Consider the following 26109-nt stretch of genomic DNA (forward strand, 5'->3'; position numbering starts at 1 on the left):
TTCAGACCAGGTTAACGGTCTTTAGTTGCACGCGTATGACAGGAAGTCACACCGGCCGGGTACCACGCTCAATAATGACCCCAACCCGGCTGGCGTGTGCAACTGCGCCCGGTTTGCTGACCTTAATACGGACCCACGGGGAATTGAAGCGCTGGAGTAAAATTTCAGATATTTCCTCTGCCACCCGCTCAACTAACGCAAAACGATTCGGCTCCACGTGCTGGATGATGGCTTCGCTGATATCGGCATAGCTCAGGCAGTCGTTCACATCATCGCTGGCAGCGGCCTGGCGGTTGTCCCAGCCCATTTCGATATCGAACACCAGCTTCTGGCGAATGTTTTGTTCCCAATCATAAACGCCAATCGTAGTAATAACGGTAAGCTCTTCAATAAATACGATATCCATCACGTCATTCTCTGTTTTTGGCCTTGCCGGATACCACTTCCAGCGGAATATGCGTATTATCCATAGATGTTGCTAGTAAAACGACCATTATTAAACGGAACCGCGTTATGAGTGCTACCGCGCTTGGCATGATTATCTTCGCGTATCTGTGTGGCTCAGTTTCCAGTGCGATCCTGGTTTGTCGGATCGCCAGGCTGCCCGATCCGCGTGAACATGGCTCAGGGAATCCAGGAGCCACCAACGTCCTGCGCATCGGCGGTCGCCTGGCGGCGGCGGCGGTGCTGGTGTTCGATATTCTCAAGGGAATGCTGCCGGTTTGGCTGGCGTACAAGCTTGAAATACCGCCGCTGTATCTGGGCCTGACGGCGATCGCCGCCTGCCTGGGGCATATCTATCCGGTATTCTTCCATTTCCGCGGAGGTAAAGGCGTGGCGACGGCCTTTGGCGCCATCGCGCCGATCGGGTGGGATCTTACCGGCCTGATGACCGGCACCTGGCTGCTGACCGTGCTGCTTAGCGGTTACTCCTCGCTGGGCGCAATTATCAGCGCCTTGATTGCCCCGTTTTACGTTTGGTGGTTCAAACCGCAGTTCACCTTCCCGGTAGCGATGCTGTCTTGCCTGATTTTAATGCGGCATCATGACAACATCCAACGCCTGTGGCGTGGGCAGGAAGGGAAAATCTGGGACAAGTTCCGCAAGAAAAAAGCGGATGCGGCGGATCAGGAAGAAAAGAAAGAATCGTGAAGTATAAGGCCGGAAATTTCCGGCCTTATGTCTATCATACCGCAGGCAATTCTGCCAACGGCCAGCGCGGACGCACCGAAACGCTCAGTTCCGGGTTGGCACCGCTCTTCAGCCGCACCAGACCCGCGTAGGCGATCATCGCGCCGTTATCGGTACAGAATTCCGGACGGGCGTAGAACACCTCACCACCGCGTTTATGCATCATTTCCGCCATTTTGGTGCGCAGAGTGCGGTTGGCGCTGACGCCGCCGGCCATCACCAGGCGTTTGAAGCCAGTCTGCTCCAGCGCACGTTTGCATTTTATCGCCAGCGTATCCACCACCGCATCTTCGAACGCCCGAGCTATGTCTGCACGCGTCTGGTCATCATTGCCGTTAGAGCGGATGGTGTTGGCGGCAAATGTCTTCAGCCCGGAGAAACTGAAATCCAGCCCCGGACGATCGGTCATCGGACGCGGGAAGGTGAAACGACCCGCCACACCTTGTTGCGCCATCTTCGACAGCATTGGCCCACCAGGGTAATCCAGCCCAAGCAGCTTGGCGGTTTTATCGAAGGCTTCACCGGCCGCATCGTCTATCGACTCGCCCAGCAGTTCATACTGCCCAATGCCGGTCACGCTGATCAACTGCGTGTGGCCGCCGGAAACCAGCAGCGCGACAAACGGGAATGCCGGCGGATTGTCCTCCAGCATCGGCGCCAACAGGTGGCCTTCCATGTGGTGCACCGGCACCGCAGGCACGTTCCAGGCAAACGCCAGCGCGCGACCAATGGTGGCGCCGACCAGCAACGCCCCCACCAGGCCAGGCCCGGCAGTGTAGGCGACGCCGTCGATATCGGCGGCAGTCAGGTTCGCTTCTTTCAAGGCCGCCTGAATCAGCGGCACGGTTTTACGCACGTGATCGCGGGAGGCCAGCTCCGGCACTACACCGCCGTAATCGGCATGCAGCTTCACCTGGCTGTATAACTGATTCGCTAATAAACCGGTCTGATCGTCATACACTGCAATTCCGGTTTCATCGCAGGAGGTTTCTATACCCAGTACTCGCATTACCCTTTCCCATCATTCACGTGCGGCCTGCAGTTTACCACAATCATGCCTATTTACCGCCAACGCGGTACATCTTGTCGCCGGCCGGAAGCTATGTCGATGATTCCAGCCATAAATGCCGGTTTGATTAAAAACGAGCATTTTTTTTTGATTAGACTATAATCAGCGCCCGATGCAAAATTGCGCACGTTTTACCAGGGTGGCGCAGGTTTCAATTTGCTGTGGTGCTTTACAAAGCAGCATCCGTTGAAGTAAAATTCCGCACCATTTTGAAAAGGCTGGCGCTTGGCCAGCAGCAAACCGAATTTTATTGAGGTGAGAGGCACATGCCGGTAATTAAAGTACGTGAAAACGAGCCATTTGACGTTGCTCTGCGTCGTTTCAAACGCTCTTGCGAGAAAGCAGGCGTTTTAGCTGAAGTTCGTCGTCGTGAGTTCTATGAAAAACCGACTACCGAACGTAAACGCGCTAAAGCTTCTGCTGTGAAACGTCACGCGAAGAAACTGGCTCGCGAAAACGCACGCCGCACTCGTCTGTATTAATTCTTCGGGGGTAACCCCGCCGCGTGAATTTCTGATTTTAAAAATCGCGCAGACCGTGTAGTTGCATACGAAGGCCGTGCTTTCCGAAAGGAATGCGCGGCTTGTTCTCGTTTATAGGCTAGTAAAGTAAGGGCTTATGGCTGGACGAATTCCGCGTGTATTTATCAATGACTTGCTGGCTCGCACCGACATCGTCGATCTGATCGACGCGCGTGTAAAGCTCAAGAAGCAAGGCAAGAACTATCACGCGTGCTGTCCGTTCCACCACGAAAAAACGCCTTCATTTACGGTTAATGGCGAAAAGCAGTTTTACCACTGTTTTGGTTGTGGTGCGCACGGTAACGCCGTCGACTTTCTGATGAATTACGACAGACTCGAGTTTGTCGAAACCATCGAAGAACTGGCGACCATGCACGGACTGGAAGTGCCTTACGAGGCAGGAACCGGGCCGACCCAGATTGAACGTCATCAGCGTCAAAGCCTGTATCAACTGATGGAACAGCTCAGTGCGTTCTATCAACAGTCACTGCATCAGCCTTCCGGCACGCCGGCGCGCAATTACCTGCAACAGCGCGGGCTCAGTGACGACGTTATCCGCCATTTTGCCATCGGCTTTGCACCTGCCGGTTGGGATAACGCATTGAAGCGTTTTGGTCGTGACGCCGACAGCCGTCTCGCATTGAACGATGCCGGCATGCTGGTGACTAACGATCAAGGCCGCTCGTACGATCGTTTCCGTGAGCGCGTGATGTTCCCTATTCGCGACAAACGCGGGCGAGTGATCGCCTTTGGCGGACGCGTATTGGGTGACGGCATGCCGAAATACCTGAACTCGCCGGAAACCGAAGTATTCCACAAGGGTCGTCAGTTGTACGGCCTGTATGAAGCGCAGCAGAACCACCCTACCCCGCAGCGTTTGCTGGTAGTGGAAGGCTATATGGACGTGGTGGCGCTGGCGCAATACGGCATCGATTATGCCGTCGCCTCGCTCGGAACCTCAACGACGGCTGAACATATTCAGCTGCTGTTCCGCGCTACCGATAACGTTGTCTGCTGCTATGACGGTGACAGAGCCGGTCGCGAAGCGGCCTGGCGCGCATTGGAAACCGCATTGCCCTATCTGAACGACGGGCGCCAACTGCGGTTTATGTTTTTGCCCGACGGCGAAGACCCGGACACATTGGTCCGAAAAGAAGGCAAAGACGCCTTCGAGCAGCGAATGGAGCTGGCGCAGCCGCTTTCCACTTTCCTGTTCGAAACGCTGATGCCACAGGTAGATTTGAGCAGCCCGGACGGCCGCGCCAAGCTGAGCACGCTGGCACTGCCACTGATTACTCAGGTGCCGGGCGAAACGTTGCGCTTGTACCTGCGCCAACAGCTCGGCAGCAAACTTGGCCTGCTCGATGACAGCCAGCTCGACAAGCTGATGCCCAAACAGGCTGAAAATGCGAATACTTATCAGGCGCCCCAGCTAAAACGCACAACCATGCGTATACTAATAGGGTTACTGGTACAAAATCCGCAACTGGCTACACTTATCCCTTCACTCGAGGGATTGGAGCAGACCAAACAGGCGGGTTTACCGCTATTTGTCGAGCTGGTGCAGACCTGTCTGGCCCAACCGGGGCTGACAACCGGCCAATTGCTGGAGCAGTATCGCGACAACAAATTGAGCCAGCAGCTTGAAACCTTGGCGACATGGAACCATATGATCGTTGAGGACAGGGTCGAGCAGACATTTTTGGATACCTTGGCCAGCCTGTACGACTCCGTACTGGAGCAGCGGCTGGAGACATTGATCGCGCAGGCCAGAACGCACGGCCTGAGCCCGGAAGAACGTGAAGAAGTCCGTTCTCTCAATCAGGTTTTAGCGAAGAAAAACTGAATACCAAACGGCTTAAGTGCCGATAAATGCGAGGGCAGAGCCCTGCAATATGCCGCCACAGTGGGCCGCGGCAACAACAAAAACGCCCCAAATGCTATTGTTGGCGGTTTCGCCGACCGACACCAACCTAAATACTCTGAAGTGTGGATACCGTCTTATGGAGCAAAACCCGCAGTCACAGCTTAAACTTCTTGTCCAACGTGGTAAGGAGCAAGGCTATCTGACCTATGCTGAGGTCAATGACCATCTGCCGGAAGATATCGTCGACTCCGATCAGATCGAAGACATCATCCAGATGATTAACGACATGGGCATCCAGGTGATGGAAGAAGCCCCGGACGCCGATGACCTGTTGCTGGCTGAAAACTCAAACAGCACAGACGAAGATGCGGAAGAAGCTGCCGCTCAAGTCCTGTCCAGCGTTGAATCTGAAATTGGCCGTACCACCGACCCGGTGCGCATGTACATGCGCGAAATGGGTACCGTTGAACTGCTGACGCGCGAAGGCGAAATCGACATCGCCAAGCGTATCGAAGACGGTATCAACCAGGTTCAGTGCTCGGTTGCCGAATACCCGGAAGCCATTACCTATCTGCTGGAGCAGTACGATCGCGTTGAAGCCGGCGAAGCTCGCCTGTCCGACCTGATCACCGGCTTCGTCGATCCTAATGCGGAAGAGGACATCGCCCCAACCGCAACGCACGTCGGTTCTGAGCTGTCGACCGAAGAGCAGAACGACGACGAAGAAGACGAAGATGAAGACGACGACGCTGAAGACGACAACAGCATCGATCCGGAACTGGCACGTCAGAAATTCACCGACCTGCGCGATCAGTATGAAGCGACCCGTCTGGTCATCAAAAAGAACGGCCGTAGCCACGCCAGCGCAGCAGAAGAAATTCTGAAGCTGTCTGAGGTGTTCAAGCAGTTCCGCCTGGTGCCAAAACAGTTCGACTTCCTGGTCAACAGCATGCGCATCATGATGGACCGCGTTCGTACCCAGGAACGTATCATCATGAAGCTGTGCGTTGAACAGTGCAAAATGCCGAAGAAAAACTTCGTCACTTTGTTCGCCGGCAACGAAACCAGCAGCACTTGGTTCGAAGCGGCGCTGGCGATGGCCAAGCCATGGTCAGAAAAGCTGAAAGACGTAACAGATGACGTACAGCGCAGCCTGCAGAAACTGCGTCAGATCGAAGAAGAGACCGGCCTGACCATCGAGCAGGTGAAGGACATCAACCGCCGCATGTCTATCGGTGAAGCGAAAGCCCGCCGTGCGAAGAAAGAGATGGTTGAAGCCAACTTGCGTCTGGTTATTTCTATCGCCAAGAAATACACCAACCGCGGTCTGCAGTTCCTGGATCTGATCCAGGAAGGCAACATCGGTTTGATGAAAGCGGTAGACAAGTTCGAATACCGCCGTGGTTATAAGTTCTCAACTTACGCCACCTGGTGGATCCGTCAGGCCATCACCCGCTCTATCGCCGACCAGGCGCGTACCATCCGTATTCCGGTGCATATGATTGAGACCATCAACAAACTCAACCGTATTTCGCGCCAGATGCTGCAAGAGATGGGCCGCGAACCAACGCCGGAAGAGCTGGCTGAACGTATGCTGATGCCGGAAGACAAAATCCGCAAAGTGCTGAAGATCGCCAAAGAGCCGATCTCCATGGAAACGCCGATCGGTGATGATGAAGATTCACATCTGGGCGATTTCATCGAGGATACCACCCTCGAGCTGCCGCTGGATTCTGCCACCTCGGAAAGCCTGCGCTCTGCAACGCACGACGTATTGGCCGGCCTGACCGCCCGTGAAGCGAAAGTGCTGCGCATGCGTTTCGGCATCGATATGAACACTGACCACACGCTGGAAGAAGTGGGCAAACAGTTCGACGTTACCCGTGAGCGTATTCGTCAGATCGAAGCCAAAGCACTGCGTAAACTGCGCCACCCAAGCCGTTCCGAAGTGCTGCGCAGCTTCCTGGACGACTAAGGCCAGCGGTTAGCGGCAAACAAAAAACCCCGGCAGGCCGGGGTTTTTTATTGCCTGAAATCCTGAGGAATCACTCCAGCGCCAGGAACAGCTCGCGGTAGCTCTCGGTAAGCTGCTCCAGCGTGGCGCGGTTCAGCCCGCTGGGATTAGGCAATACCCACACCTCTGTTTTACCGATCGTCATCTCCTGCCGCCCCCAGGGCGCATTTTTCACCCCGAAGGCGCTGCTGAACGCCTGCTTGCCCAGAACCGCCAATGCACGCGGCTGGAATTGCAGAATGTTGTCTTTTAACGCCTCGCCACCGCTGCGCAACTCTTCACGCGTCACTTCGCTGGCCGCAACCGTCGGGCGCGCCACCAAAGCGGTGATGCCGCAGCCGGTATCCTGCAACTGCTGCCACTGCTCCGGCGCCAGTTGGCGCTGGGTGAAACCGGCCTGATGCAGCACCTTCCAGAAACGGTTGCTGCCATTGGCAAAGGGATAGCCCTGATGGGCGGAGGAAAGGCCGGGATTGATGCCGCAAAACACCACCCGCAAGTTTGGCGCCAAAAGATTCATGGGTCTGAGAGGTCCGATAAAAGGGATTTACACCGGTTATCGCAAAATCCGCCAGCAATTACAACAGACTACAACTGCGCAGAAAAACAACATACAGGCGGCAAACAGTAGACCTGCACCGGAGGATTACCGTATAATCTCGCCGCTTGGCCCCTTAGCTCAGTTGGTTAGAGCACGCGACTCATAATCGCTTGGTCACTGGTTCAAGTCCAGTAGGGGCCACCAAATTCTCGCTGACATAACAGCGCATCAAACCACCTCTCTGCAGGTGGTTTTTTGTTTCCGCTCACTCAACGCTGCCAAAGCGAATCCCGCCCCTCCTGATGCACGTCGCAACGCCGTAGCCCGATGTCATGCAGTTGCTCCCGGCTCATCGAGCGCAAAGACTTTCTACGGGTATACGTAAAATACCCACGGCGGCAATACCGGCATAATTTGCGCCACAAGCCTTCGCGGTCAGCGGGTAAATCTAGTGTCTTTTCCATTAAGGTCATCCCAATTACACTCAAAGTAATAGGGTGACTCAGGTCACAAACACAAGACAGATTCAGCAACCAATAATCAACACCACACAGATAGGCGTTCTGTGATTCTGTATGGTTAAAACCGTGGGTTTGTGTACCGGTTGCCGTCTTGTCGCTCGCCGACATCATCAGGCTGCGCCGTTCTGCCTCCGATGAGCGACCTGCTCCGCACGTTGCAGGATCTCCTGCAAATCGTCCTCGTCGATGTCAAACAGCTCACCCTGCATCAGCACTTCATGCAGATCCGCCCGGGTAATCGATACCGCATCAATCGGCAGGCCGGCAGTCTTGGCCTCCGCCGGTGCCAGTTGGTGCGGATAACGGCGCCCGGCCAGGTTATTGAAGATAATCGCCAGTACCGCCAGCAACACCGAGTTAAGCAGCACCGGGTACAGTACAAAGCTGTAACCCAGTTGGTGAATGCCCGGCCCGCCGAGGATCGCGGTCAGCGCCACCGCGCCGCCGGGCGGATGCAGGCAACGCAGTTTGAACATCAATCCAATGGCCACTGCGGCCGCCACGCCACAAGCCAGCCCGGGATCAGCAATCAGCAGGCTGGTGCTGACCCCCACCAGCGCAGCCGACATATTGCCGCCCACGATCGACCAGGGTTGCGCCAACGGGCTGTTCGGTACGCCAAACAGCAAAACGGCGGAGGCTCCCATCGGCGCAATAAACCACAGGTTTACCTCCCCCAACACAAAATGGCTGATCCAACCGGTAATCATCAACCCCAGCCCGGCGCCGATGCTGGAAAGCAAAATCTCTTTTTTGCCCATGGCCAACGGGTGCGGCCACAGGCGCGCGCAGCCGATCTTGAATCTTGTTACTAACGGGTTCTTCATGTTACTTCGCACTGCCAAATTCAACGTAATAGCAACAAATATATCACATCATGTCCGGCGGAATAACCGCTGCCCGGCCTGCACCCGGCAACAACTTTCCGCTAACAGATTGATTTTTCGCCACCCCTCGGTAATGATCAATGTTCTCCCCTTAGCCTTGAGGAAAAGCCGATGTCTCAACCGATTACCGAGCTCTATACCGACAGCCAATTTTTCAGCCCTTATGCCATGTCCGCATTTATTGTGTTGACGGAGAAAAGCATCCCCTTCACCGTGAAACCGGTCGATTTGGCGCAGGAAGAAAATAAAGGCGCTGCCTATGCGGCACTGTCGCTAACCCGTCGGGTGCCTACGTTGGTGATCGGTGAGTTCCAGCTGTCCGAGTCCTCGGCAATTACCGAGTATCTGGAAGATATCCATCCGGCTCACGCGGTCTATCCGCGCGACGTCAAGCTGCGCGCCAAAGCGCGCGAAATTCAAGCCTGGCTGCGCAGCGATCTGTTGCCAATTCGCGTCGAACGGCCAACCGAGGCGGTATTCGCCGACCAAAAATTCCCGCCGCTGTCCGCCGCCGCCGAGGCCGCAGCCAACAAGCTGATCGCCGCAGTCGAAAAGTTGCTGGGCCACGGCCAGGATAATTTGTTCAGGGAGTGGTGCATTGCCGATACCGATCTGGCGTTGATGCTGAACCGGCTGGTGATGAACGGAGATGACGTGCCGGAGAACCTTCGCCACTACGCACAAAAACAGTGGCAACGCCCTTCGGTGCAGGCCTGGCTGGCGCTGCCGGAGAAAACGCACGGCTGAAAAAAATCGGCGGCCACGACGCCGCCGTTCTCAACTGAGAAACAACATCACTTCCTGAAGGAAGGCAGGTCACCATCCAGAGGGCAGATAGCCTAACAACGACGCAATAGCGTATACCGCACTGGCCAGATACAGCAGCACGATGCTGCTCTGCAACAGCGGGTGGGTGATCCAGTTGCACTGCCAGCGCGACGTTTGGTCACCGTGCTTGCGCGCCCCTCGCAGGATCAGCATCGGCATAATCGACAGGATCACCCCGCTGAACACCCCGGCGAAATACAGCGCGTTAACGAACGACACCAGGCCGCTGTATGCCAGCGCGAACGGGGGCACCACCACCAGCAACAGCACGCCGAATCGGCGCAGCGGTTGCTCGTCATTGCCCAGTCTGAACTTGTCGAAAATATTGGTCAGGAAGCTGCCGCCCAGCCCCCAGTAAGAGGTCAGCATCGCGCACAGCGCAAAGATATTGGCGGAGAAGAACGCCCACTGCCCGAGAGCCTGCCCCCAGGAGATGGTCGCCACGTCGGAGATATTATTCAGCCCGCTGAGGGCAATCACCGACATCGGCACCGCCGCCAGCAACACGAAGGTTACCGCCATGCCGACGATAATCGCCTTCGGCAGCTGTTCCGGCTTATCCGAGAAGCCACGCGCCATTTCCGGCACTATGTACTGCGCCGAGAAGCAGAACACCACCACGTTGAATACCGGCACCATAAAGCGCCAGTCGCCGTCCAGCAGGTTGCGCATCTGGGTGGTGTCTTTCAGCAGTGTGGCCGCCACCAGCGCGGTCAGCATCACCACCATACCGATACTGATAAATTTCTCGCCGCGGCCAATCGCCTTCAGACCCAGGTACAACACCCCAGCAGCGGGAACGAAAAACAGCAGGCTGCCGATGGCCGGCGAGATGCCGAACAGAGATTGCAGCAGCTTGCCGCTGCCGGTCATGTACGCGGTCAACGCCCCGACGCTGTTGACGCACACCGAAGCGAACATCAGCCAGGCGCCAATACCGCCGACATAGCGTTTCGCCAGCCCGCTTAATTGCAGGTGAGCACGGGTGCGCAGGGTGGATTCGGCGACGTACAGCATGGTGATGGTGGTCAAACTCCCCACCAGCACCAGCCAGAACAGCAGCGGTAAAAAACCGGCTTTGCTGGAGGCATAGGCGATGGACAGCACGCCGGCGCCAATATTGGTGCCGACAATCATCGCCACCCCTTCGAGGAAACTCAGTGATTTGGCGGGTGCAGACGTTCGCACCCCGGCGGCAAGCGCCGGAGAAATAGAGATGTTTTCAGAAGACATGCAGCATCCTTTGTTGCCCGGCGGCTCCGGCCACCGGGACAGGTTAATTTCCCGGTGGTTAACAGCTCACATCGATACACAGGTATTTCAGCTCCAGATATTCTTCAATGCCGTAACGCGATCCTTCACGTCCGAGTCCTGACTGCTTCACACCGCCAAACGGCGCGATTTCATTGGAGATCAGCCCGGTGTTGATGCCGACCATGCCGTATTCCAGCGCTTCCGGCACTCGCCACTGGCGCGAGGCACTCTGCGTAAACAGATAAGCGGCCAGACCAAACTCGGTGTCGTTGGCCATGGAGAGCGCTTCCGCCTCATCATGGAAACGGAACAGCGGCGCCACCGGGCCAAAGGTTTCTTCCCGGGCGAAGCGCATTTTTTGCGTCACGCCGGTCACCACCGTCGGTTGGAAGAAGGTACGGCCCAGCTCGTGCGGCTGCCCGCCGATAGCAATCTGCGCGCCTTTGATCAGCGCATCGTCAATGTGGCTCTGCACTTTATCCACCGCGTCCTGATCGATCAGCGGCCCCTGGGTGGTGCCTTCATGGCTGCCATCACCGACCTTGAGTTGCTCAACCGCCGCCACCAGCTTGTCCACCAAACGATCATAGATGCCGTCCTGCACGTAGATGCGGTTGGCGCAGACGCAGGTCTGGCCGCTATTACGGAACTTGGAGGCCATAATGCCCGCCACCGCCGCGTCCAGATTGGCGTCGTCGAAAACGATCACCGGCGCGTTGCCCCCCAGCTCCAGCGACAACTTTTTAATCGTCGGCGCGCACTGCGCCATCAGAATACGGCCGACCTCGGTCGAACCGGTAAAGCTCAGTTTGCGCACCTCCGGGCTGTCGCACAGCACCTTGCCCACCTGCGCCGCGTCGCCGGTCACCACCTGCAACACGCCCGGCGGAATGCCGGCATCCTGCGCCAGCTTCGCCAATGCCAACGCGGTCAGCGGCGTCTGCTCGGCCGGTTTGACGATTATCGCGCAGCCCGCTGCCAGCGCCGGCGCAACCTTGCGGGTGATCATCGCCGCCGGGAAGTTCCACGGCGTGATCGCCGCGCAAACGCCGATCGGCTGTTTCACTACCACCAGGCGCTGCGAGGCCAGCGGCGCCTGCAACACGGCACCGTCGACGCGCTTGGCCTCTTCGGCGAACCAGGTAATAAACGAAGCGGCATAGGCAACTTCACCACGCGCTTCCGCCAGCGATTTACCCTGCTCGGCCGTCATCAGCTGCGCCAAATCCTCCTGGGCTTCCAGCACCTTGTCGGCCCAGGCCAGCAACAGCACGGAGCGCTGTTTGGCGGTCAGTTGCTTCCAGCCCTGCTGCGCCAACTGCGCCGCGTTAATCGCCTGCTGCGTTTCTTCTTCGCTGACCAACGGGATGCTTGCCAGCTCAGCACCGGTCGCCGGGTTGATGACTGCCTCACGCTTGCCGCTCAAGGCGTCGCACCACTCACCGCTAATCAAACACTGGCTGCGCAGCAGCTCGGGATTATTCAGTTTCATTGCCGGTCACTCCTTATTGGGCCAACGCACGGGAAAGAATGCCCAGCGCCTGAGTGAACTGCTCCTCAGGGATGGTCAGCGGATACAGGAAGCGGATCACGTTGCCGTTCACACCGCAGCTCAACAGCAGAAGGCCCTCCTCCAGCGCCTTCTGCTGTACCTGACGGGTGATCTCCGCCGAAGGCTTGCCGGTCACCGGATCCTTGAACTCCACCGCCACCATCGATCCCTGCGCGCGAATATCCGCAATCGCCGGGCTGGTTTTGCGCGCCTGTTGCAGCACTTCTACCAAATGCTGGCCCAAACGTTGGGAACGCTGGCACAGCTGTTCTTCGTCAATCACGTCCAGCACCGCAAGTGCCGCAGCCACCGCCAGCGGGTTACCGGCATAAGTACCGCCCAGCCCGCCCGGCGCCGGGGCGTCCATCACGTCGGCACGGCCGGCCACCGCCGACAGCGGCATACCGCCCGCCAGGCTTTTCGCCATAGTGATCAGATCCGGTTTCACCGCGTAATGTTCCATGGCAAACAGCTTGCCGGTACGGGCAAAACCGGTCTGCACTTCGTCGGCAATCAGCAAAATGCCGTGCTGGTCGCACAGTTCGCGCAGCGCCTGCATAAAATCGGCCGGCGCAATGTTGAAACCGCCCTCGCCCTGCACCGGTTCCAGCACAATGGCGGCCACTTGTTTGGGATCGATATCCGCCTTAAAGATGCGCTCCAGGCTGTTCATCGCGTCTTCGGTGGTTACGCCATACAGCGCATTCGGATACTGGCCGTGGAACACCGAACCGGGGAAGGGCCCGAAGCCCAGCTTGTACGGAGCCACTTTGCCGGTCAGCGCCATGGTCATGTAAGTGCGGCCATGGAAACCGCCGCCAAAGGTGATCAGGCCCGGTCGGCCGGTATAGGCGCGGGCGATTTTGACCGCGTTTTCCACCGCTTCTGCGCCGGTGGTGAACAACGCGGTTTTACAGGGGCCTTCGATCGGTGCGCGCTGGTTGATGCGCTCTGCCAACGAGACATAGCTTTCGTAAGGAACGATTTGGTAAGCGGTGTGGGTGAAGGCCTTCAGTTGCTGTTCAATGGCGGCGATCACCTTCGGATGCCGGTGTCCGGTATTCAGAACAGCAATACCGGAAGCGAAATCGATCACCTCATTGCCTTCTACGTCCCACAGCGTGGCATTCTCCGCACGCTCGGCGTAAAAACCGCACATCACGCCAATCCCGCGTGGGGTGGCATCCTGACGACGTTGATTCAGTTCTGCGTTTTTCATGCTGTTCTCTCCGGTCGGTGTCCGTTGTACGTTTCGTTCACACTCGTGAAACAATGACGTTTATTTACACAGGATGTGGCCCTATAATCGAGTGCCAGTTACGATTAATTGAGGGATCCAATTGCGCTCACTGAGTGGTGACCTGTTATTGCAGCGCCTCGGCGAACAGCCTGATGATAAGCTGCACAAGCGGCTGTATAACGCGATCCGCACCAGTATTTTGGACGGCAGTTTGCCGCCCTCCAGCCGCCTGCCCGCCTCGCGCAATCTGGCGCAGGAACTCAGGCTGTCACGCAACACCGTATTAACCGTTTATGAACAACTCTTGGCGGAAGGTTATGTTTTGGCACGCGCAGGCAGCGGCACATTCGTCGCCGAAACCGTGCCGGACAGCTGTTTATCTACCGTCAGCGCCCCCGCAGGCAGTGACGGAGAACAACGGCGCATTGAGCTGTCGGCCCGAGGATCCACCCTGCTGCATCACGCCAGCGCCAGCCCCAAACAGTGGGGTGCGTTTATCCCCGGCGTGCCCGACGTCAACGCCTTTCCTCACCAGCTGTTCAGCAAGATCCAGGCGCGCATCAGCCGCCGCCCCGTCCCGCAGCGGCTGACCTACAGTAATCAGGGCGGCAGCCCGGAGTTGCAGCATGCATTGGTGGACTATCTGCGCGTGGCGCGTTCGGTGCGCTGCTCGCCGGAGCAAATTTTGATTACCGAAGGCATTCATCAGGCGATAGATCTGGTGACGCGCATGCTGTGCAATCCGGGCGACGACGCGTGGATTGAAGAACCGGGCTATTGGGGGATCCGCAATATTCTGCGGATGAACGACGTGAATATCTGCCCACTGGGGGTCGATGAGGCCGGCATGGTGCCGCCGGAACAGCCAACCGACGCGCCACGGCTGATTTTCGTCACCCCATCGCACCAGTATCCGCTGGGATCGGTGATGAGCCTGGCGCGGCGGCAGCGGTTGCTGGCGTTGGCGCGCAACGGCGGCAGTTGGATTGTCGAAGATGACTACGACAGCGAGTTCCGCTTTTCCGGCCAACCCATCCCGGCGCTGCAAGGGCTGGAAGCCGATGCGCCGGTGATTTATATCGGCACCTTCAGCAAGACGCTGTACCCGGCGCTGCGGCTGGGTTACGTGGTGCTGCCAAAACCCTTGATGACGGCGCTGAAAACCGCGCACGCCGAACTGTATCGCGGCGGTCACCTGCTGATCCAGACCGCACTGGCGCAGTTTATTCAGGAAGGCCACTACACCGCGCATATTCGCCGCATGCGGCTGCTGTATGCCCGGCGGCGGGCGTTTCTGACCGCATTGATTGAGCAGCATCTGGGCAAGCAGGCGTTGAGCGAATTCAACAACAACGCCGGGCTGCACCTGATCCTGAACCTGCCGGACGAAGCCGACGACGTGGCGATCGCTGCCGCCGCCAGCGCACGCGGCGTGCTGGTGCGGCCGCTGTCGCGTTACTACATGCTGCCCAACCACCGCCGCGGCTTGCTGATGGGCTTCGCCTGCGTGCCGGAGGAACAGATGGCCGCCGCCTTTACCCTGCTGCTGCAATGCATTACAGCGCCCTGAACTGCCAGCCCCCGTCCTGCCAATGCAGGCGATGAGTCAGTTTCAGCGCCCGCAGGAAGTCTTCATCGTGCGAGACCACCAGCATCGCACCGGGAAACTCCGCCAGCGCGGCCTCGATGGCCAGTGACGAAGCCAGATCCAAATGGTTGGTCGGCTCGTCCAGCAACAGCAATTGCGCCGGCTCCTTACGCCACAGCGCACAGGCCAGCGCCGCCTTCAGCCTTTCTCCGCCGCTCAACGCCGCCAACGGCAACGTGATCCGTTCCGCACCGAGCTGCAACTGCGCCAGCTGGGTGCGCAACGCCCCCTCGGCCAGCGGAGAATCCTGCAACCCCAGCAGCGCCATCACCGATAACCGCGAATCGAACTGCGACAGGGTTTGATCGAGGTAAGCCATTGGCAGCGGGCAGTGAACGTGACCGGACACCGCCACCAACTGGCCGAGGATCACCTTCAGCAACGTGGATTTTCCGCAGCCGTTCGGGCCGGTCAGCGCTACGCGCATGGGTCCGTCGATACGCATATCCAGCGGCGGCGCACTGACAAAAGGCAGTTGCAGCTGCTCGAGCACCAGCACCTGCTTGCCCGCCATCACCGCGCTGCCAGGCAGGGTCAACATCACCGGGCTGTCTTCTTCCACCCGCTGGTACGCCTCGCGCACGGCGGCATCGAGGCTGCTTTTTTGGTCCTGATGCTGTTTGCGCAGCGTGCCGAGGCTCTCTTTGGCCGCCGCTTTGTAGGCCACGCGTTCGAAAGAGGCGATATTCAGCGTATCGACGGTTTTCAGCGTTTGGGCTGAGCGCCGCTGGCTGATGTCGTGCTCTTTCTGCTGCCGGGCGCGAATGCGTTTGCGTTCCTGCCGCGCATGTTCCCAGCCTGATCGCGCCGCCTGCTGCTCCAAATCGCGCTGCCGACGATAGTCATCGTAGTTGCCGCCGTAGCTGTGCAGCCCATCGGGCGTCAGCTCGACGATGCGCGCCATACGCGCCAGCAGTTGCCGATCATGGCTGGCAACCAGCAACCCGCCGCGCCACTGTGCCAACTGCCGGTACAGCCAGTCGCGCCCATCGGTATCAAGGTGGTTGGTCGGTTCATCCAGCAGCAAGTAATCCGCACCGCCCAACATCGCGCCACACAGCGTCGCGCGCATTCGCTCCCCGCCGCTCAGGGAGCCGGCCGGCCGCAGCGGATCGAACGCCGGCAATCCGGCGGCAGCAAAGGCAGCGTGCAGACGATCGATCAGATCCCACTGCCCTTCCAGGCGATCGATATCGTCCGCCAACGAATGCCCCTGTTCAATACGGGCCAGCGCGGCAAACACCTCGCCATAGCCCAGTAACTGCGCCAGCGTAATCTGTGCTGCGATCTCCGGCTGTTGCGCCACATAGGTCAGCGAAGCATACGTTTCCACATGCCCGCCACCCGGTTGATCCAGGCCGGCGATCAGGCGCAGCAGACGGGTTTTGCCGACGCCGTTACGCCCAACCAGGCCACAGCGTTGTTGATCGAAAGTGAGATCCAGCGGGCCGAACAGCGTTTCGCCGTTAGCAAACTGGCAAGTTAGTTGGTGTAAAACAAAATGAGGGGATTGCGCAAAATGAGCCATAAGCACTCCTGAGTGAAATCAAAGCATCCCCATCCGGCACTGGCGTGCTCAGCATGGGACAAGATATCAACAGGCGTGTTTGTTCATTTTCGATAATGGCTCCGCAGAGAAGGCATGGACATGCCGCAGACAAAGGTTACCCGATAACTTGTCTGCCAGGCAAACAACCGCAAAGATTCATGACATCTATCACATTCAGCGCAATGCAAGTTCCCAACGGCACAGACAACGGCTAGATTTATCTCATCCGACCACTTGTGTTTACATAATAATAACGGTTTCTCATACCCAATAGCTTTCAGACTGCAGCTAGGCGGCAAGTTCGGGAATCCCCGGGAGCTTACTCCAGTAAGTGACTGGGGTGACCGAACACGGCCAACAACGCTGCGGTTTGAAAGATGAAGGGGATGAACGATGGAGACTGCAATGAGCAATTACCCACACCTGCTGGCGCCGCTGGATCTCGGCTTCACTACCCTGAAAAACCGGGTGCTGATGGGATCGATGCACACCGGCCTGGAAGAACTTCCCGATGGCCCGGAACGCATGGCCGCTTTCTATGCCGAACGCGCAGCGGCCGGCGTGGCGCTGATCGTGACCGGCGGCATCGCCCCCAATGAAAAGGGTGTGGTGTATCGCGGCGGCTCCACTCTCAACCGCCGGGATCAGGTCGATCATCACCGGATCGTCACCGACGCCGTCCACCAGGCCGGGGGCAAAATTGCGTTGCAGATCCTGCATGCCGGCCGCTACAGCTATCAACCGCAGCCGGTGGCGCCGTCCGCGCTGCAGGCGCCGATCAACCCTTTCGCCCCGACCGCGCTGAGTGAGACGGAGATCGAACAGACCATCGCCGACTTCGCCCACTGTGCACTGCTGGCTCAGCAGGCCGGCTACGACGGCGTAGAAGTGATGGGTTCCGAAGGCTATTTGATCAACCAATTCCTGGTGGCGCGCACCAACCAGCGCGAGGACACATGGGGAGGCAGCTTCGGCAATCGCATGCGTTTTGCCGTGGAGATCGTCCGGGCGGTGCGTCAGGCGGTTGGCCGCGAGTTCATTTTGATTTACCGCCTGTCGATGCTCGATCTGGTGGAAGACGGCTCCAGCTGGCAGGAGATCGAGCAGCTGGCGCTGGCGATCGAACAGGCGGACGCAACCCTGATCAATACCGGCATCGGCTGGCATGAGGCGCGGATCCCGACTATCGCCACCATGGTGCCGCGCGCCGGTTTCAGTTGGGTGACCCGCAAGCTGATGGGCAAAGTGCGCATTCCGCTGATCACCACCAACCGCATCAATGACCCGGCGGTTGCAGAACAGGTGTTGGCGGACGGCTGCGCCGACATGGTGTCGATGGCCCGCCCGTTCCTGGCCGACGCCGCTTTTGTGCAAAAAGCCGCAGAAGGGCGTGCCGACGAGATAAACACCTGCATTGGCTGCAATCAGGCCTGTCTCGATCAGATTTTTGAAGGCAAGCTCACCTCCTGCCTGGTGAACCCGCGCGCCTGCCGTGAAACCGAAATGCCGCTGACCATGGCCGAAAAGCCGAAAAAGCTGGCGGTGATCGGCGCCGGGCCGGCCGGATTGGCGTTTGCCACCACCGCCGCCAGCCGCGGCCACCGGGTGACGCTGTTCGATGCCGCCGATCAGATTGGCGGACAGTTCAATATCGCCAAGCAGATCCCCGGTAAAGAAGAATTCCACGAAACCCTGCGCTACTTCCGTCGCCAGCTGGCACTGCTTGAGGTGACGGTAAAACTGGGTACGCAGGTAGAAGCCGTCGATCTGGCGGAATTCGACGAAGTGATCCTCGCCTGCGGCATAGTGCCGCGCACGCCGGCGATCCCAGGAATTGATAACGCCAAGGTGCTGACCTATCTGGACGTATTGCGCGACAAAAAGCCGGTCGGCCAGCGGGTGGCGATTATCGGCGCCGGCGGCATCGGCTTCGACACCGCCGAGTACCTCAGCCAGCACGGCGTGTCGAGCAGCCTGGATCAGGCAGAATTTAACCGTGAATGGGGTATCGATGGCCAGCTCAGCCAACGCGGCGGGCTGGCGGCGCAAGGGCCGGTGGCGGAACGCGGGCCGCGGCAAATCTATCTGCTGCAGCGCAAAACCAGCAAAGTGGGTGAAGGCCTGGGGAAAACCACCGGTTGGATCCACCGCACCAGTCTGACAATGCGTGGCGTCAAGATGCTCAATAGTGTGAACTATCAACGTATTGATGAGGAAGGATTGCACATCGCGCGCGCCGAGCAGGAAAGCTGCCTGCCGGTAGATACGGTGATTATCTGCGCCGGGCAGGAACCACGCCGCGAACTGCAGCAGCCGCTACTGGCGATGGGAAAAACCGTGCATTTGATTGGCGGTGCGGACGTTGCCGCCGAGCTGGACGCCCGCCGCGCAATCGATCAGGGCACGCGGCTGGCGATGGCACTGTAATAAATAGCCATTCATTAAGGGGCGCATGCATTGCGCCCCCCGGTTACTCAATAACGTGCGCCGGATTTCACCGCTTTCAGGATCACAAACTTCTTGTTGGATGCCACAAGGGTGCAGTTACCAAACAGACGCTTCAGCTTCTGGTGATAATCCAGATGACGGTTGCCGACGATGCGCAGCTCGCCGCCCACCTGCAGACAACGCTTGGCGTCGCAGAACATCTGCCAGGCAGTATGATCGGTGATCGCATGCTGCTGGTGGAACGGTGGATTGCACAGCACCGCCTGCACGCTTTCACGTTCAATCCCCGCCAGCGAGTTATTCACTTCAAATTGACAGCGATCCAGCTCCTGCGGCAGGTTGTGCTCCACGTTCAACTCGCTGGACGCCACCGCCATATAGGACTCATCGACAAAGCTCATCTGCGCTTGCGGGTTCTGCACCAGCGCGGCCAGGCCAATAACGCCGTTACCGCAGCCGAGATCGACAATGTGACCGTCCAGATCGTGCGGCAGATTTTCCAGGAACAGACGAGCGCCAATATCCAGGCTGCCGCGTGAGAACACGTTGGCATGGTTGTGGATCAGCCAATCGGTGCCGTCCAGCGTCCAGTTGGTGGTTTCCGACGCCGCCGGTGGCACGATGTCCGCCACTTCGCAGTGGATCAGGCGCGCTTTCTTCCACGCCAGGCTGGTACGCGTCGGCCCCAGTACCTTTTCAAACAGCTGCATGGTTGAGGTGTGCACGTCGCGCGCCTTGGCTCCGGCGATGATCACCGTGTCCGGCGCCACCACGTTGCGTAGCGAGCGCAGTTGCTGTTCCAGCAGCGCCAGCGCCTTGGGGATGCGGATCAACACCACTGCCGGTGATGCAGGCAGTTCGGCGAGACTGTCCAGCAGCGTAACCTGCTCCGGATCCAGCTCATTGAGCTTCAGGTTATGGCGCGTAGCCAGCTGGCTCATATAGGAATCGCTGATGCTGTAAGGCTGATGGCCGTGCAACGCACAGGCCAGCGTGCCGAAGTTGTCGTTGAAAATCAGCACCGGGCGACCGCCAATGTCTACATTTTCAAGCTGTTGCAGCAGATATTCGTCTGCCGCTTCCCACGCCTGCAATTGGGTGGATTCTTCCTGTTGGGGATAACGCTCCAGCTCAAGTTGCTGTGTTCCCAGATCGAGTTGGCTCATTGCCCCTCCTGACTGATAAAATTTGGGCTGTTTATCCCCTAAAAACGTCCATCAGTAAAATGTTTTTTCGGATAAATTGCCCTTTGCGGGCTTTGCGCGAAAAAACGTCATAGAATAGCCCGCTGAATTGCCGCCAATACGGGAAGATGATGTCCGAACTGACTTACCTGCAGGGTTACCCTGAACATCTGCAAAGCCAGGTGCAGCAGTTGATCGACCAGCAGCGGCTGGGGGATGTGCTGCTGCAGCGCTATCCGCAGGTGCATGATTGCACCACCGACAAGTCGCTTTATCAGTATACCGTCGATCTGAAAAACCAGTATCTGCGCAACGCCCAGCCGCTGAGCAAAGTGGCCTACGACGGTAAAATCCAGGTGATGAAACACGCGCTTGGCATGCACACCGCCATTTCACGCGTGCAGGGTGGCAAGCTGAAGGCCAAGGCGGAAATCCGCGTGGCGACGGTGTTCAAGCTGGCACCGGAGCCGTTCCTGCGCATGATCGTGGTGCATGAACTGGCGCACCTGAAAGAGAAGGATCACAACAAAGCCTTCTACAGCCTGTGCTGCCATATGGAGCCGAATTACCATCAGTTGGAATTCGACACCCGGCTGTACCTGACCCACCTCTCCGTATTTGGCGATCTGTATGCATAGCGGGATTCGCCTTCGGTAATTGCCGTGATAATCTGATTCTTTCTACCCTATGCAGCACTTGAAATTCATAGGGTATAGGGCTTGGGAACCGGAGATATCTATGATTCGCTTTGCCGTCGTTGGCACCAACTGGATTACGGAACGCTTTATCGACGCCGCACATGAAAGTGGCAAACTGAAGCTGACCGCCATCTATTCGCGCAAGCTCGAGCAGGCGCAGGCGTTTGGCGCCAACTATCACGTCAGTCTGTTTTTCGATTCCCTGGAGGCGTTGGCCCAATCCGACGTCATCGACGCGGTGTACATCGCCAGCCCCAATTCCCTGCATTGTCAGCAATCACTGCTGTTCCTCAGCCATAAAAAGCACGTGATCTGCGAAAAGCCGCTGGCCTCCACCCTGCGCGAAGCAGAACAACTGGTCGCCTGCGCACGGGAAAACCAGGTGGTGCTGTTTGAAGCCTTCAAAAGCGCCCACCTGCCGAATTTCCTGGCCCTGAAGCAGGCGCTGCCGAAAATCGGTCGGCTGCGCAAAGCCTTTATCAACTACTGCCAATACTCTTCGCGCTATCCGCGTTATCTGGCCGGCGAGAACCCAAACACCTTTAACCCGCAGTTTTCCAATGGCTCGATCATGGACATTGGCTACTATTGCCTGGCCAGTGCCGTGGCGCTGTTTGGCGCACCAAAATCCGTGATCGCCAGCGCCGCGCTGCTGGACACCGGCGTTGATGCGCATGGAACCGCCTGCCTCAATTACGGGGATTTTGACGTAACCATTTCGCATTCCAAGGTCAGCAACTCGGATATTCCGAGCGAGATCCAGGGTGAAGAAGGAACGCTGGTCATTGATAAAATTTCGGAGTGTCAGGGTGTGGCGCTGACGCCGCGCGGTGGCAATCGTCAGGATCTGACCCAACCGCAGCATATCAATACCATGCTGTATGAGGCGCAAGCGTTCGCTGACCTGGTTGAAAAACGGCAGGTGGAACATCCAGGGTTGGAAAACTCGCTGATCGTCGCCCAGTTGCTGACCGAAATCCGCCGCCAGACCGGCGTAGTATTCCCTGCCGACGGAGAATGACGTGAAACCGCTATTGTTGATGCAAACCGGTGATGCGCCGGAGATTATCCGCAGGGAAAAGGCCAACTTCGACGAAATGTTCCTGCAACAGGGCAACATTGACGCCGATCGCGTGCAGATCGTGCATCTTCCTTCAGGCGAACAGCTGCAGGCGCCGCAACACTACGCCAGCGTGGTCATTACCGGATCGGCGGCGATGGTCACCGAACAATTGCCGTGGAGCGAGCAGGCCGCCGAGTGGCTGCGTCAGGCGATGCAGATCAAGCTGCCGATTTTCGGCGCCTGCTACGGTCACCAACTGCTGGCCTATGCGCTCGGCGGTGAAGTGGGCTACCACCCGCAGGGCATGGAGGTCGGTACGCTGGATATTGAACTGCTGCCCGCCGCCACCAACGATCGGCGTCTGGCGATGCTGCCGCCGCATTTCAAGGCCAATCTGATCCACTCGCAGAGCGTACTGACACCGCCTGCCGGCGCGAAGGTGCTGGCCCGTTCACAGCAGGACGCCTGTCAGATCCTCAGTTATGGCGATCACGTACTGACCACCCAGTTCCATCCGGAATTTAACGGTGCGGTGATGAACCAATACCTGAGCTGGCTCGGCGAACTGAACCCCGAACAGCAGACGCAGTATCAGCTTAAGCAACAGCAGGTTAGCGATACACCCTTCAGTCGGTTATTGCTGCAAGGTTTCGTCGTCAGCCTCGGCGCGCAGAAGGCCCTGGCCGGCTAGCGTGATAAACGTTGACCGCTGACACATTTTGCATTACTTTCTGCGGTGCAAAGGGGAGTAACTTCATTGCCGGTTAATCGTCATTACGATGCGCAAGCATCCGGTTACCGGGCAACATGATGTGACGGGCACTGCAGGTGCACCTTCATCAACGTTGTAAGTGAGACCTTGCCGGAAGGCGAGGTTTGCTTGCAGCGTTCACAGAGCGGCTGGCGTCTTCCGACGTTGGCCGTTTTTGTTTTTGAAGGATATCTCTGATGATGAATACCGTTGGCACACCTTGGTTATGGGGCAGTTTCGCCGCCATCATAGTTGTGATGCTCGCAATCGACTTACTGCTGCAAGGCCGCAAAGGCGCGCACACCATGACGCTGAAGCAGGCCGCCAGTTGGTCGCTGGTGTGGGTCAGCCTTTCCCTGCTGTTCAACCTGGGTTTCTGGTACTACCTGAACCAAACCGCCGGTCGCGCCGTCGCCGATACGCAGGCGCTCGCCTTCCTCACCGGTTACCTGATCGAAAAAGCGCTGGCGGTCGATAACGTCTTCGTTTGGCTGATGCTGTTCAGCTATTTCGCCGTTCCGGCTAACCTGCAACGACGCGTACTGATTTTCGGCGTATTGGGCGCGATCGTGCTGCGTACCATCATGATCTTCGCCGGTAGCTGGCTGGTGACCCAGTTCCAGTGGTTGCTGTATCTGTTCGGTGCCTTCCTGCTGTTCACCGGCATCAAGATGGCGCTGGCGAAGGAAGACGATTCGGCGATTGGCGACAAGCCGCTGGTAAGGTGGCTGCGCAGCCATCTGCGCATGACCGACAATCTCGAAGGCGAGCGTTTCTTCGTGCGCCGCAACGGGCTGCTGTTCGCTACGCCGCTGGTGCTGGTGTTGATCCTGGTGGAACTGAGCGACGTGATTTTTGCGGTCGACAGCATTCCGGCCATCTTTGCCGTGACTACCGATCCGTTTATCGTCCTGACCTCTAACCTGTTTGCCATCATGGGCCTGCGCGCCATGTATTTCCTGCTGGCCAACGTGGCGGAGCGCTTCTCGATGCTGAAATACGGTCTGTCGATCATCCTGATGTTTATCGGCGTCAAAATGCTGATTATCGACTTCTTCCATATCCCGATCGGCGTTTCACTCGGCGTGGTAGCCGGTATTCTGACATTAACGCTGCTGATCAATGCCTGGGTTAACCGCCGCAACGATCGCCTGGCGAATAAAGCACCATAATCTGTTATCCGGGGCGCTAGCCGCCCCGTGATTGTTTGGCAATTCGTCCAAAACGCCAAACGTTATTGCGATCACACAAATGTAACCAGTATGTTATCAAGAGTTGATCCGCCCTCAGAATTTCACTTCCACCCCTTTCCAACCCCATTTGTTTACTGAATACTGATTTGGCAAACATACTTAGTTACAGATAGAAATAAAAATTGCCCGGCAGCGTTCCTGTCGAGGCAGTCAGTCTGTGCGCAACCTCACCGGGAAGAAAAGCATTATGCAAAAACTGTTAAAACGGATCACACAGGGCAGCCTGGTTAAGCAAATTATGGTCGGCCTGGTGGCCGGTATTATCGTGGCGTTGGTTTCACCGGCGGCAGCCTCCGCCGTCGGGCTGCTTGGCGCGCTGTTCGTCGGCGCGTTAAAAGCCGTGGCACCGCTGTTGGTTCTGGTACTGGTCATGGCCTCGATCGCCAACCACAAGCACGGGCAGAAAACCAATATTCGCCCGATCCTGTTCCTCTATCTGCTGGGGACTTTCGCTGCGGCGCTGGTGGCGGTGGTGGTCAGCTTTATGTTCCCGTCCAATCTGGCGCTGGTTGCCGGCAATGCGGACATCAACCCGCCGGGCGGCATTGTTGAAGTGCTGAAAAGCCTGTTGATGAGCGTGGTCGCCAACCCATTCCACGCGCTGATTAACGCCAACTATATCGGCATCCTGGCCTGGGCGATTGGCCTGGGGCTGGCGCTGCGCCACGCTTCAGAAACCACCAAATCGCTGATTAACGACATGTCGCATGCGGTCACCTTGGTGGTGCGCGCGGTGATCCGCTGTGCGCCGCTCGGCATCTTCGGTCTGGTGGCTTCGACGTTGGCGGAAACCGGCTTCGGTGCACTGTGGGGCTATGCGCAACTGCTGATGGTGTTGATCGGCTGTATGCTGCTGGTCGCGCTGGTGCTGAACCCGCTGATCGTTTACTGGAAAATCCGCCGAAACCCTTATCCTCTGGTGTTCACCTGCCTGCGTGAAAGCGGCGTGACCGCGTTCTTCACCCGCAGCTCGGCCGCCAACATTCCGGTGAATATGGAGTTGTGCAAGAAGCTGAATCTGAACGAAGACACCTACTCGGTTTCTATCCCGTTGGGCGCAACCATCAATATGGCCGGCGCGGCGATCACCATTACCGTGCTGACGCTGGCGGCGGTGCACACTCTGGGCATTCCGGTTGACGTTCCGACCGCGCTGCTGCTGAGCGTGGTGGCGGCGATCTGCGCCTGCGGCGCTTCCGGCGTGGCCGGCGGCTCGCTGTTGCTGATCCCACTGGCGTGCAACATGTTCGGCATCCCGAACGATATCGCCATGCAGGTCGTGGCGGTGGGCTTTATCATCGGCGTGCTGCAGGACTCCGCAGAGACCGCACTGAACTCATCCACCGACGTGCTGTTCACCGCGGCGGCCTGCCAGGCGGAAGATCAACGTCTGGCGGATGAAGACCCGTTGAACGTGCGTTAAGCGGTTAACGATCGTCAGCAAGGCGCCCAATGGGCGCCTTTTTTTCTACCGCAAAAGGATCGATGCCGCGCAGTTGCAGGCGGCGGAAACGGATAATGTTGAAGCCGTTCATCAGCAGGAAGCTGCCTTCTATCAGCGAACCGCCTATCGACCCGAGCCAGATGTTATGCGTAACCCAGCAGGCGGTGGAACACCACATCACGCAACGGGTCGTCAGCCCGCGGGTGCGAAACAGTGCCCAGGTGCTGATTGAAGTACCGAAGATCGGCAACAGTTCGATGGGATGTTGGAAGTGCGTCAGGCCGATGGTCAGCGTCAAACCGATAAACAGCCACATCACCCACAGGCTGCGAGTGCGCATTGAAACCAGGTTGCGGCAGGCGCTGAGCAACGCGCTGCTGCCGGCGGCGCTCGCCCCCATAAGGAAGAAGTGGATGCCAATAATCAGGCTGTATCCTGACAGTTGCAGCTTGAAACGCTGGTCGTCGCGATTGAAAAAACTGGTGATGCCGACCAGAAAAGCCAGCACGCCCACGGCCTGGGCAAACCAATAAAACGTCATTAGGGGATCCTGAAGCGGGAGACAATGGCGTTAAAAGTGAAACGC

The 26109-nt window shown here is 57.9% G+C and carries 22 protein-coding genes and 1 tRNA gene; 13 read left to right on the plus strand and 10 right to left on the minus strand.

Annotated features, from left to right (window positions below; all coding sequences use genetic code 11):
- Positions 1-46: 46 nt before the first annotated feature.
- Entirely contained in the window at positions 47-406 is a 360-nt protein-coding gene (gene folB / locus JEM67_RS24235) for a bifunctional dihydroneopterin aldolase/7,8-dihydroneopterin epimerase (protein ID WP_006320572.1), read from the minus strand.
- Between the two features lie 107 nt (positions 407-513).
- Here folB and plsY point away from each other — a divergent pair, with 107 nt between their 5' ends.
- Positions 514-1152 (plus strand): glycerol-3-phosphate 1-O-acyltransferase PlsY, encoded by a 639-nt coding sequence (gene plsY / locus JEM67_RS24240; protein ID WP_041416403.1) that lies wholly within the window; start codon positions 514-516, stop codon positions 1150-1152.
- Positions 1153-1186: 34 nt separating this feature from the next.
- On the opposite strand, the gene tsaD is transcribed toward plsY, so the two are convergent.
- Positions 1187-2200 carry a tRNA (adenosine(37)-N6)-threonylcarbamoyltransferase complex transferase subunit TsaD gene (gene tsaD / locus JEM67_RS24245; RefSeq protein WP_013814636.1) on the minus strand — a complete coding sequence of 338 codons (1014 nt, stop codon included), beginning with the start codon at positions 2198-2200 and terminating at the stop codon, positions 1187-1189.
- Positions 2201-2526: 326 nt separating this feature from the next.
- On the opposite strand from tsaD, the gene rpsU reads away from it, so the two are divergent.
- The 3 genes from rpsU to rpoD all read left to right on the plus strand — a co-directional run bounded on the left by rpsU (position 2527) and on the right by rpoD (position 6623).
- Entirely contained in the window at positions 2527-2742 is a 216-nt protein-coding gene (rpsU, locus tag JEM67_RS24250; protein ID WP_001144069.1) for a 30S ribosomal protein S21, read from the plus strand.
- Positions 2743-2878: 136 nt separating this feature from the next.
- On the plus strand, positions 2879-4627 hold the full coding sequence (dnaG, locus tag JEM67_RS24255; protein ID WP_006328193.1) for a DNA primase: 1749 nt from the start codon (positions 2879-2881) through the stop codon (positions 4625-4627).
- A 157-nt stretch (positions 4628-4784) separates the two neighbouring features.
- Positions 4785-6623: an RNA polymerase sigma factor RpoD gene (rpoD, locus tag JEM67_RS24260; RefSeq protein WP_199635742.1), complete on the plus strand. Its 1839-nt coding sequence runs from the start codon at positions 4785-4787 to the stop codon at positions 6621-6623.
- Between the two features lie 70 nt (positions 6624-6693).
- Here rpoD and mug read toward each other — a convergent pair whose 3' ends face one another.
- Complete coding sequence (mug, locus tag JEM67_RS24265) at positions 6694-7182, minus strand: G/U mismatch-specific DNA glycosylase (protein WP_199635741.1); 489 nt, start codon at positions 7180-7182, stop codon at positions 6694-6696.
- Between the two features lie 148 nt (positions 7183-7330).
- Here mug and JEM67_RS24270 point away from each other — a divergent pair.
- Positions 7331-7407, plus strand: a tRNA-Ile gene (locus tag JEM67_RS24270).
- Positions 7408-7834: 427 nt separating this feature from the next.
- On the opposite strand, the gene JEM67_RS24275 is transcribed toward JEM67_RS24270, so the two are convergent.
- A complete protein-coding gene (locus JEM67_RS24275) occupies positions 7835-8551 on the minus strand; it encodes an HPP family protein (RefSeq protein WP_199635740.1) in 717 nt (238 codons plus the stop codon).
- Between the two features lie 171 nt (positions 8552-8722).
- Between JEM67_RS24275 and yfcF the strand changes: the two genes are divergently transcribed.
- Positions 8723-9358, plus strand: coding sequence for a glutathione transferase (yfcF, locus tag JEM67_RS24280; protein ID WP_199635739.1), 636 nt, complete (start codon positions 8723-8725; stop codon positions 9356-9358).
- Between the two features lie 69 nt (positions 9359-9427).
- Here the strand turns inward: yfcF and JEM67_RS24285 are convergent, their stop codons facing one another.
- The 3 genes from JEM67_RS24285 to JEM67_RS24295 are packed head-to-tail and all read right to left on the minus strand — an operon-like array spanning position 9428 to position 13464.
- Entirely contained in the window at positions 9428-10672 is a 1245-nt protein-coding gene (locus JEM67_RS24285) for an aromatic amino acid transport family protein (RefSeq protein ID WP_199635738.1), read from the minus strand.
- A gap of 58 nt (positions 10673-10730) precedes the next feature.
- The gene (locus JEM67_RS24290) at positions 10731-12185 is read right to left on the minus strand and encodes an NAD-dependent succinate-semialdehyde dehydrogenase (RefSeq protein ID WP_199635737.1); all 1455 of its coding nucleotides are present in this window, start codon (positions 12183-12185) and stop codon (positions 10731-10733) included.
- Between the two features lie 13 nt (positions 12186-12198).
- Positions 12199-13464 carry a 4-aminobutyrate--2-oxoglutarate transaminase gene (locus tag JEM67_RS24295; protein ID WP_199635736.1) on the minus strand — a complete coding sequence of 422 codons (1266 nt, stop codon included), beginning with the start codon at positions 13462-13464 and terminating at the stop codon, positions 12199-12201.
- A 121-nt stretch (positions 13465-13585) separates the two neighbouring features.
- On the opposite strand from JEM67_RS24295, the gene JEM67_RS24300 reads away from it, so the two are divergent.
- Complete coding sequence (locus tag JEM67_RS24300) at positions 13586-15055, plus strand: PLP-dependent aminotransferase family protein (protein ID WP_199635735.1); 1470 nt, start codon at positions 13586-13588, stop codon at positions 15053-15055.
- Here the strand turns inward: JEM67_RS24300 and JEM67_RS24305 are convergent.
- Positions 15042-16661, minus strand: a complete 1620-nt coding sequence (locus JEM67_RS24305; protein WP_199635734.1) for an ABC-F family ATP-binding cassette domain-containing protein — start codon at positions 16659-16661, stop codon at positions 15042-15044. The genes JEM67_RS24300 and JEM67_RS24305 overlap by 14 nt on opposite strands.
- A gap of 426 nt (positions 16662-17087) precedes the next feature.
- Between JEM67_RS24305 and JEM67_RS24310 the strand changes: the two genes are divergently transcribed.
- Entirely contained in the window at positions 17088-19109 is a 2022-nt protein-coding gene (locus JEM67_RS24310) for an FAD-dependent oxidoreductase (RefSeq protein ID WP_199635733.1), read from the plus strand.
- Positions 19110-19156: 47 nt separating this feature from the next.
- Here JEM67_RS24310 and rlmG read toward each other — a convergent pair whose 3' ends face one another.
- Entirely contained in the window at positions 19157-20296 is a 1140-nt protein-coding gene (rlmG, locus tag JEM67_RS24315; RefSeq protein WP_199635732.1) for a 23S rRNA (guanine(1835)-N(2))-methyltransferase RlmG, read from the minus strand.
- A gap of 149 nt (positions 20297-20445) precedes the next feature.
- Between rlmG and JEM67_RS24320 the strand changes: the two genes are divergently transcribed.
- The 5 genes from JEM67_RS24320 to sstT all read left to right on the plus strand — a co-directional run bounded on the left by JEM67_RS24320 (position 20446) and on the right by sstT (position 25502).
- Positions 20446-20952, plus strand: a complete 507-nt coding sequence (locus tag JEM67_RS24320; protein WP_004948389.1) for a M48 metallopeptidase family protein — start codon at positions 20446-20448, stop codon at positions 20950-20952.
- A 100-nt stretch (positions 20953-21052) separates the two neighbouring features.
- Positions 21053-22033, plus strand: a complete 981-nt coding sequence (locus JEM67_RS24325) for a Gfo/Idh/MocA family protein (protein WP_199635731.1) — start codon at positions 21053-21055, stop codon at positions 22031-22033.
- Position 22034: 1 nt separating this feature from the next.
- Positions 22035-22766, plus strand: a complete 732-nt coding sequence (locus JEM67_RS24330; RefSeq protein ID WP_199635730.1) for a glutamine amidotransferase — start codon at positions 22035-22037, stop codon at positions 22764-22766.
- A 257-nt stretch (positions 22767-23023) separates the two neighbouring features.
- Positions 23024-23998, plus strand: a complete 975-nt coding sequence (locus JEM67_RS24335) for a TerC family protein (protein ID WP_006320513.1) — start codon at positions 23024-23026, stop codon at positions 23996-23998.
- A 268-nt stretch (positions 23999-24266) separates the two neighbouring features.
- Positions 24267-25502 carry a serine/threonine transporter SstT gene (gene sstT / locus JEM67_RS24340; protein ID WP_199635729.1) on the plus strand — a complete coding sequence of 412 codons (1236 nt, stop codon included), beginning with the start codon at positions 24267-24269 and terminating at the stop codon, positions 25500-25502.
- A 4-nt stretch (positions 25503-25506) separates the two neighbouring features.
- Here the strand turns inward: sstT and JEM67_RS24345 are convergent, their stop codons facing one another.
- On the minus strand, positions 25507-26064 hold the full coding sequence (locus JEM67_RS24345) for a YgjV family protein (protein WP_013814650.1): 558 nt from the start codon (positions 26062-26064) through the stop codon (positions 25507-25509).
- Positions 26065-26109 lie beyond the last annotated feature (45 nt).

The organism is Serratia sp. PAMC26656 (assembly GCF_016469055.2).
Lineage (GTDB): Bacteria > Pseudomonadota > Gammaproteobacteria > Enterobacterales > Enterobacteriaceae > Serratia > Serratia plymuthica.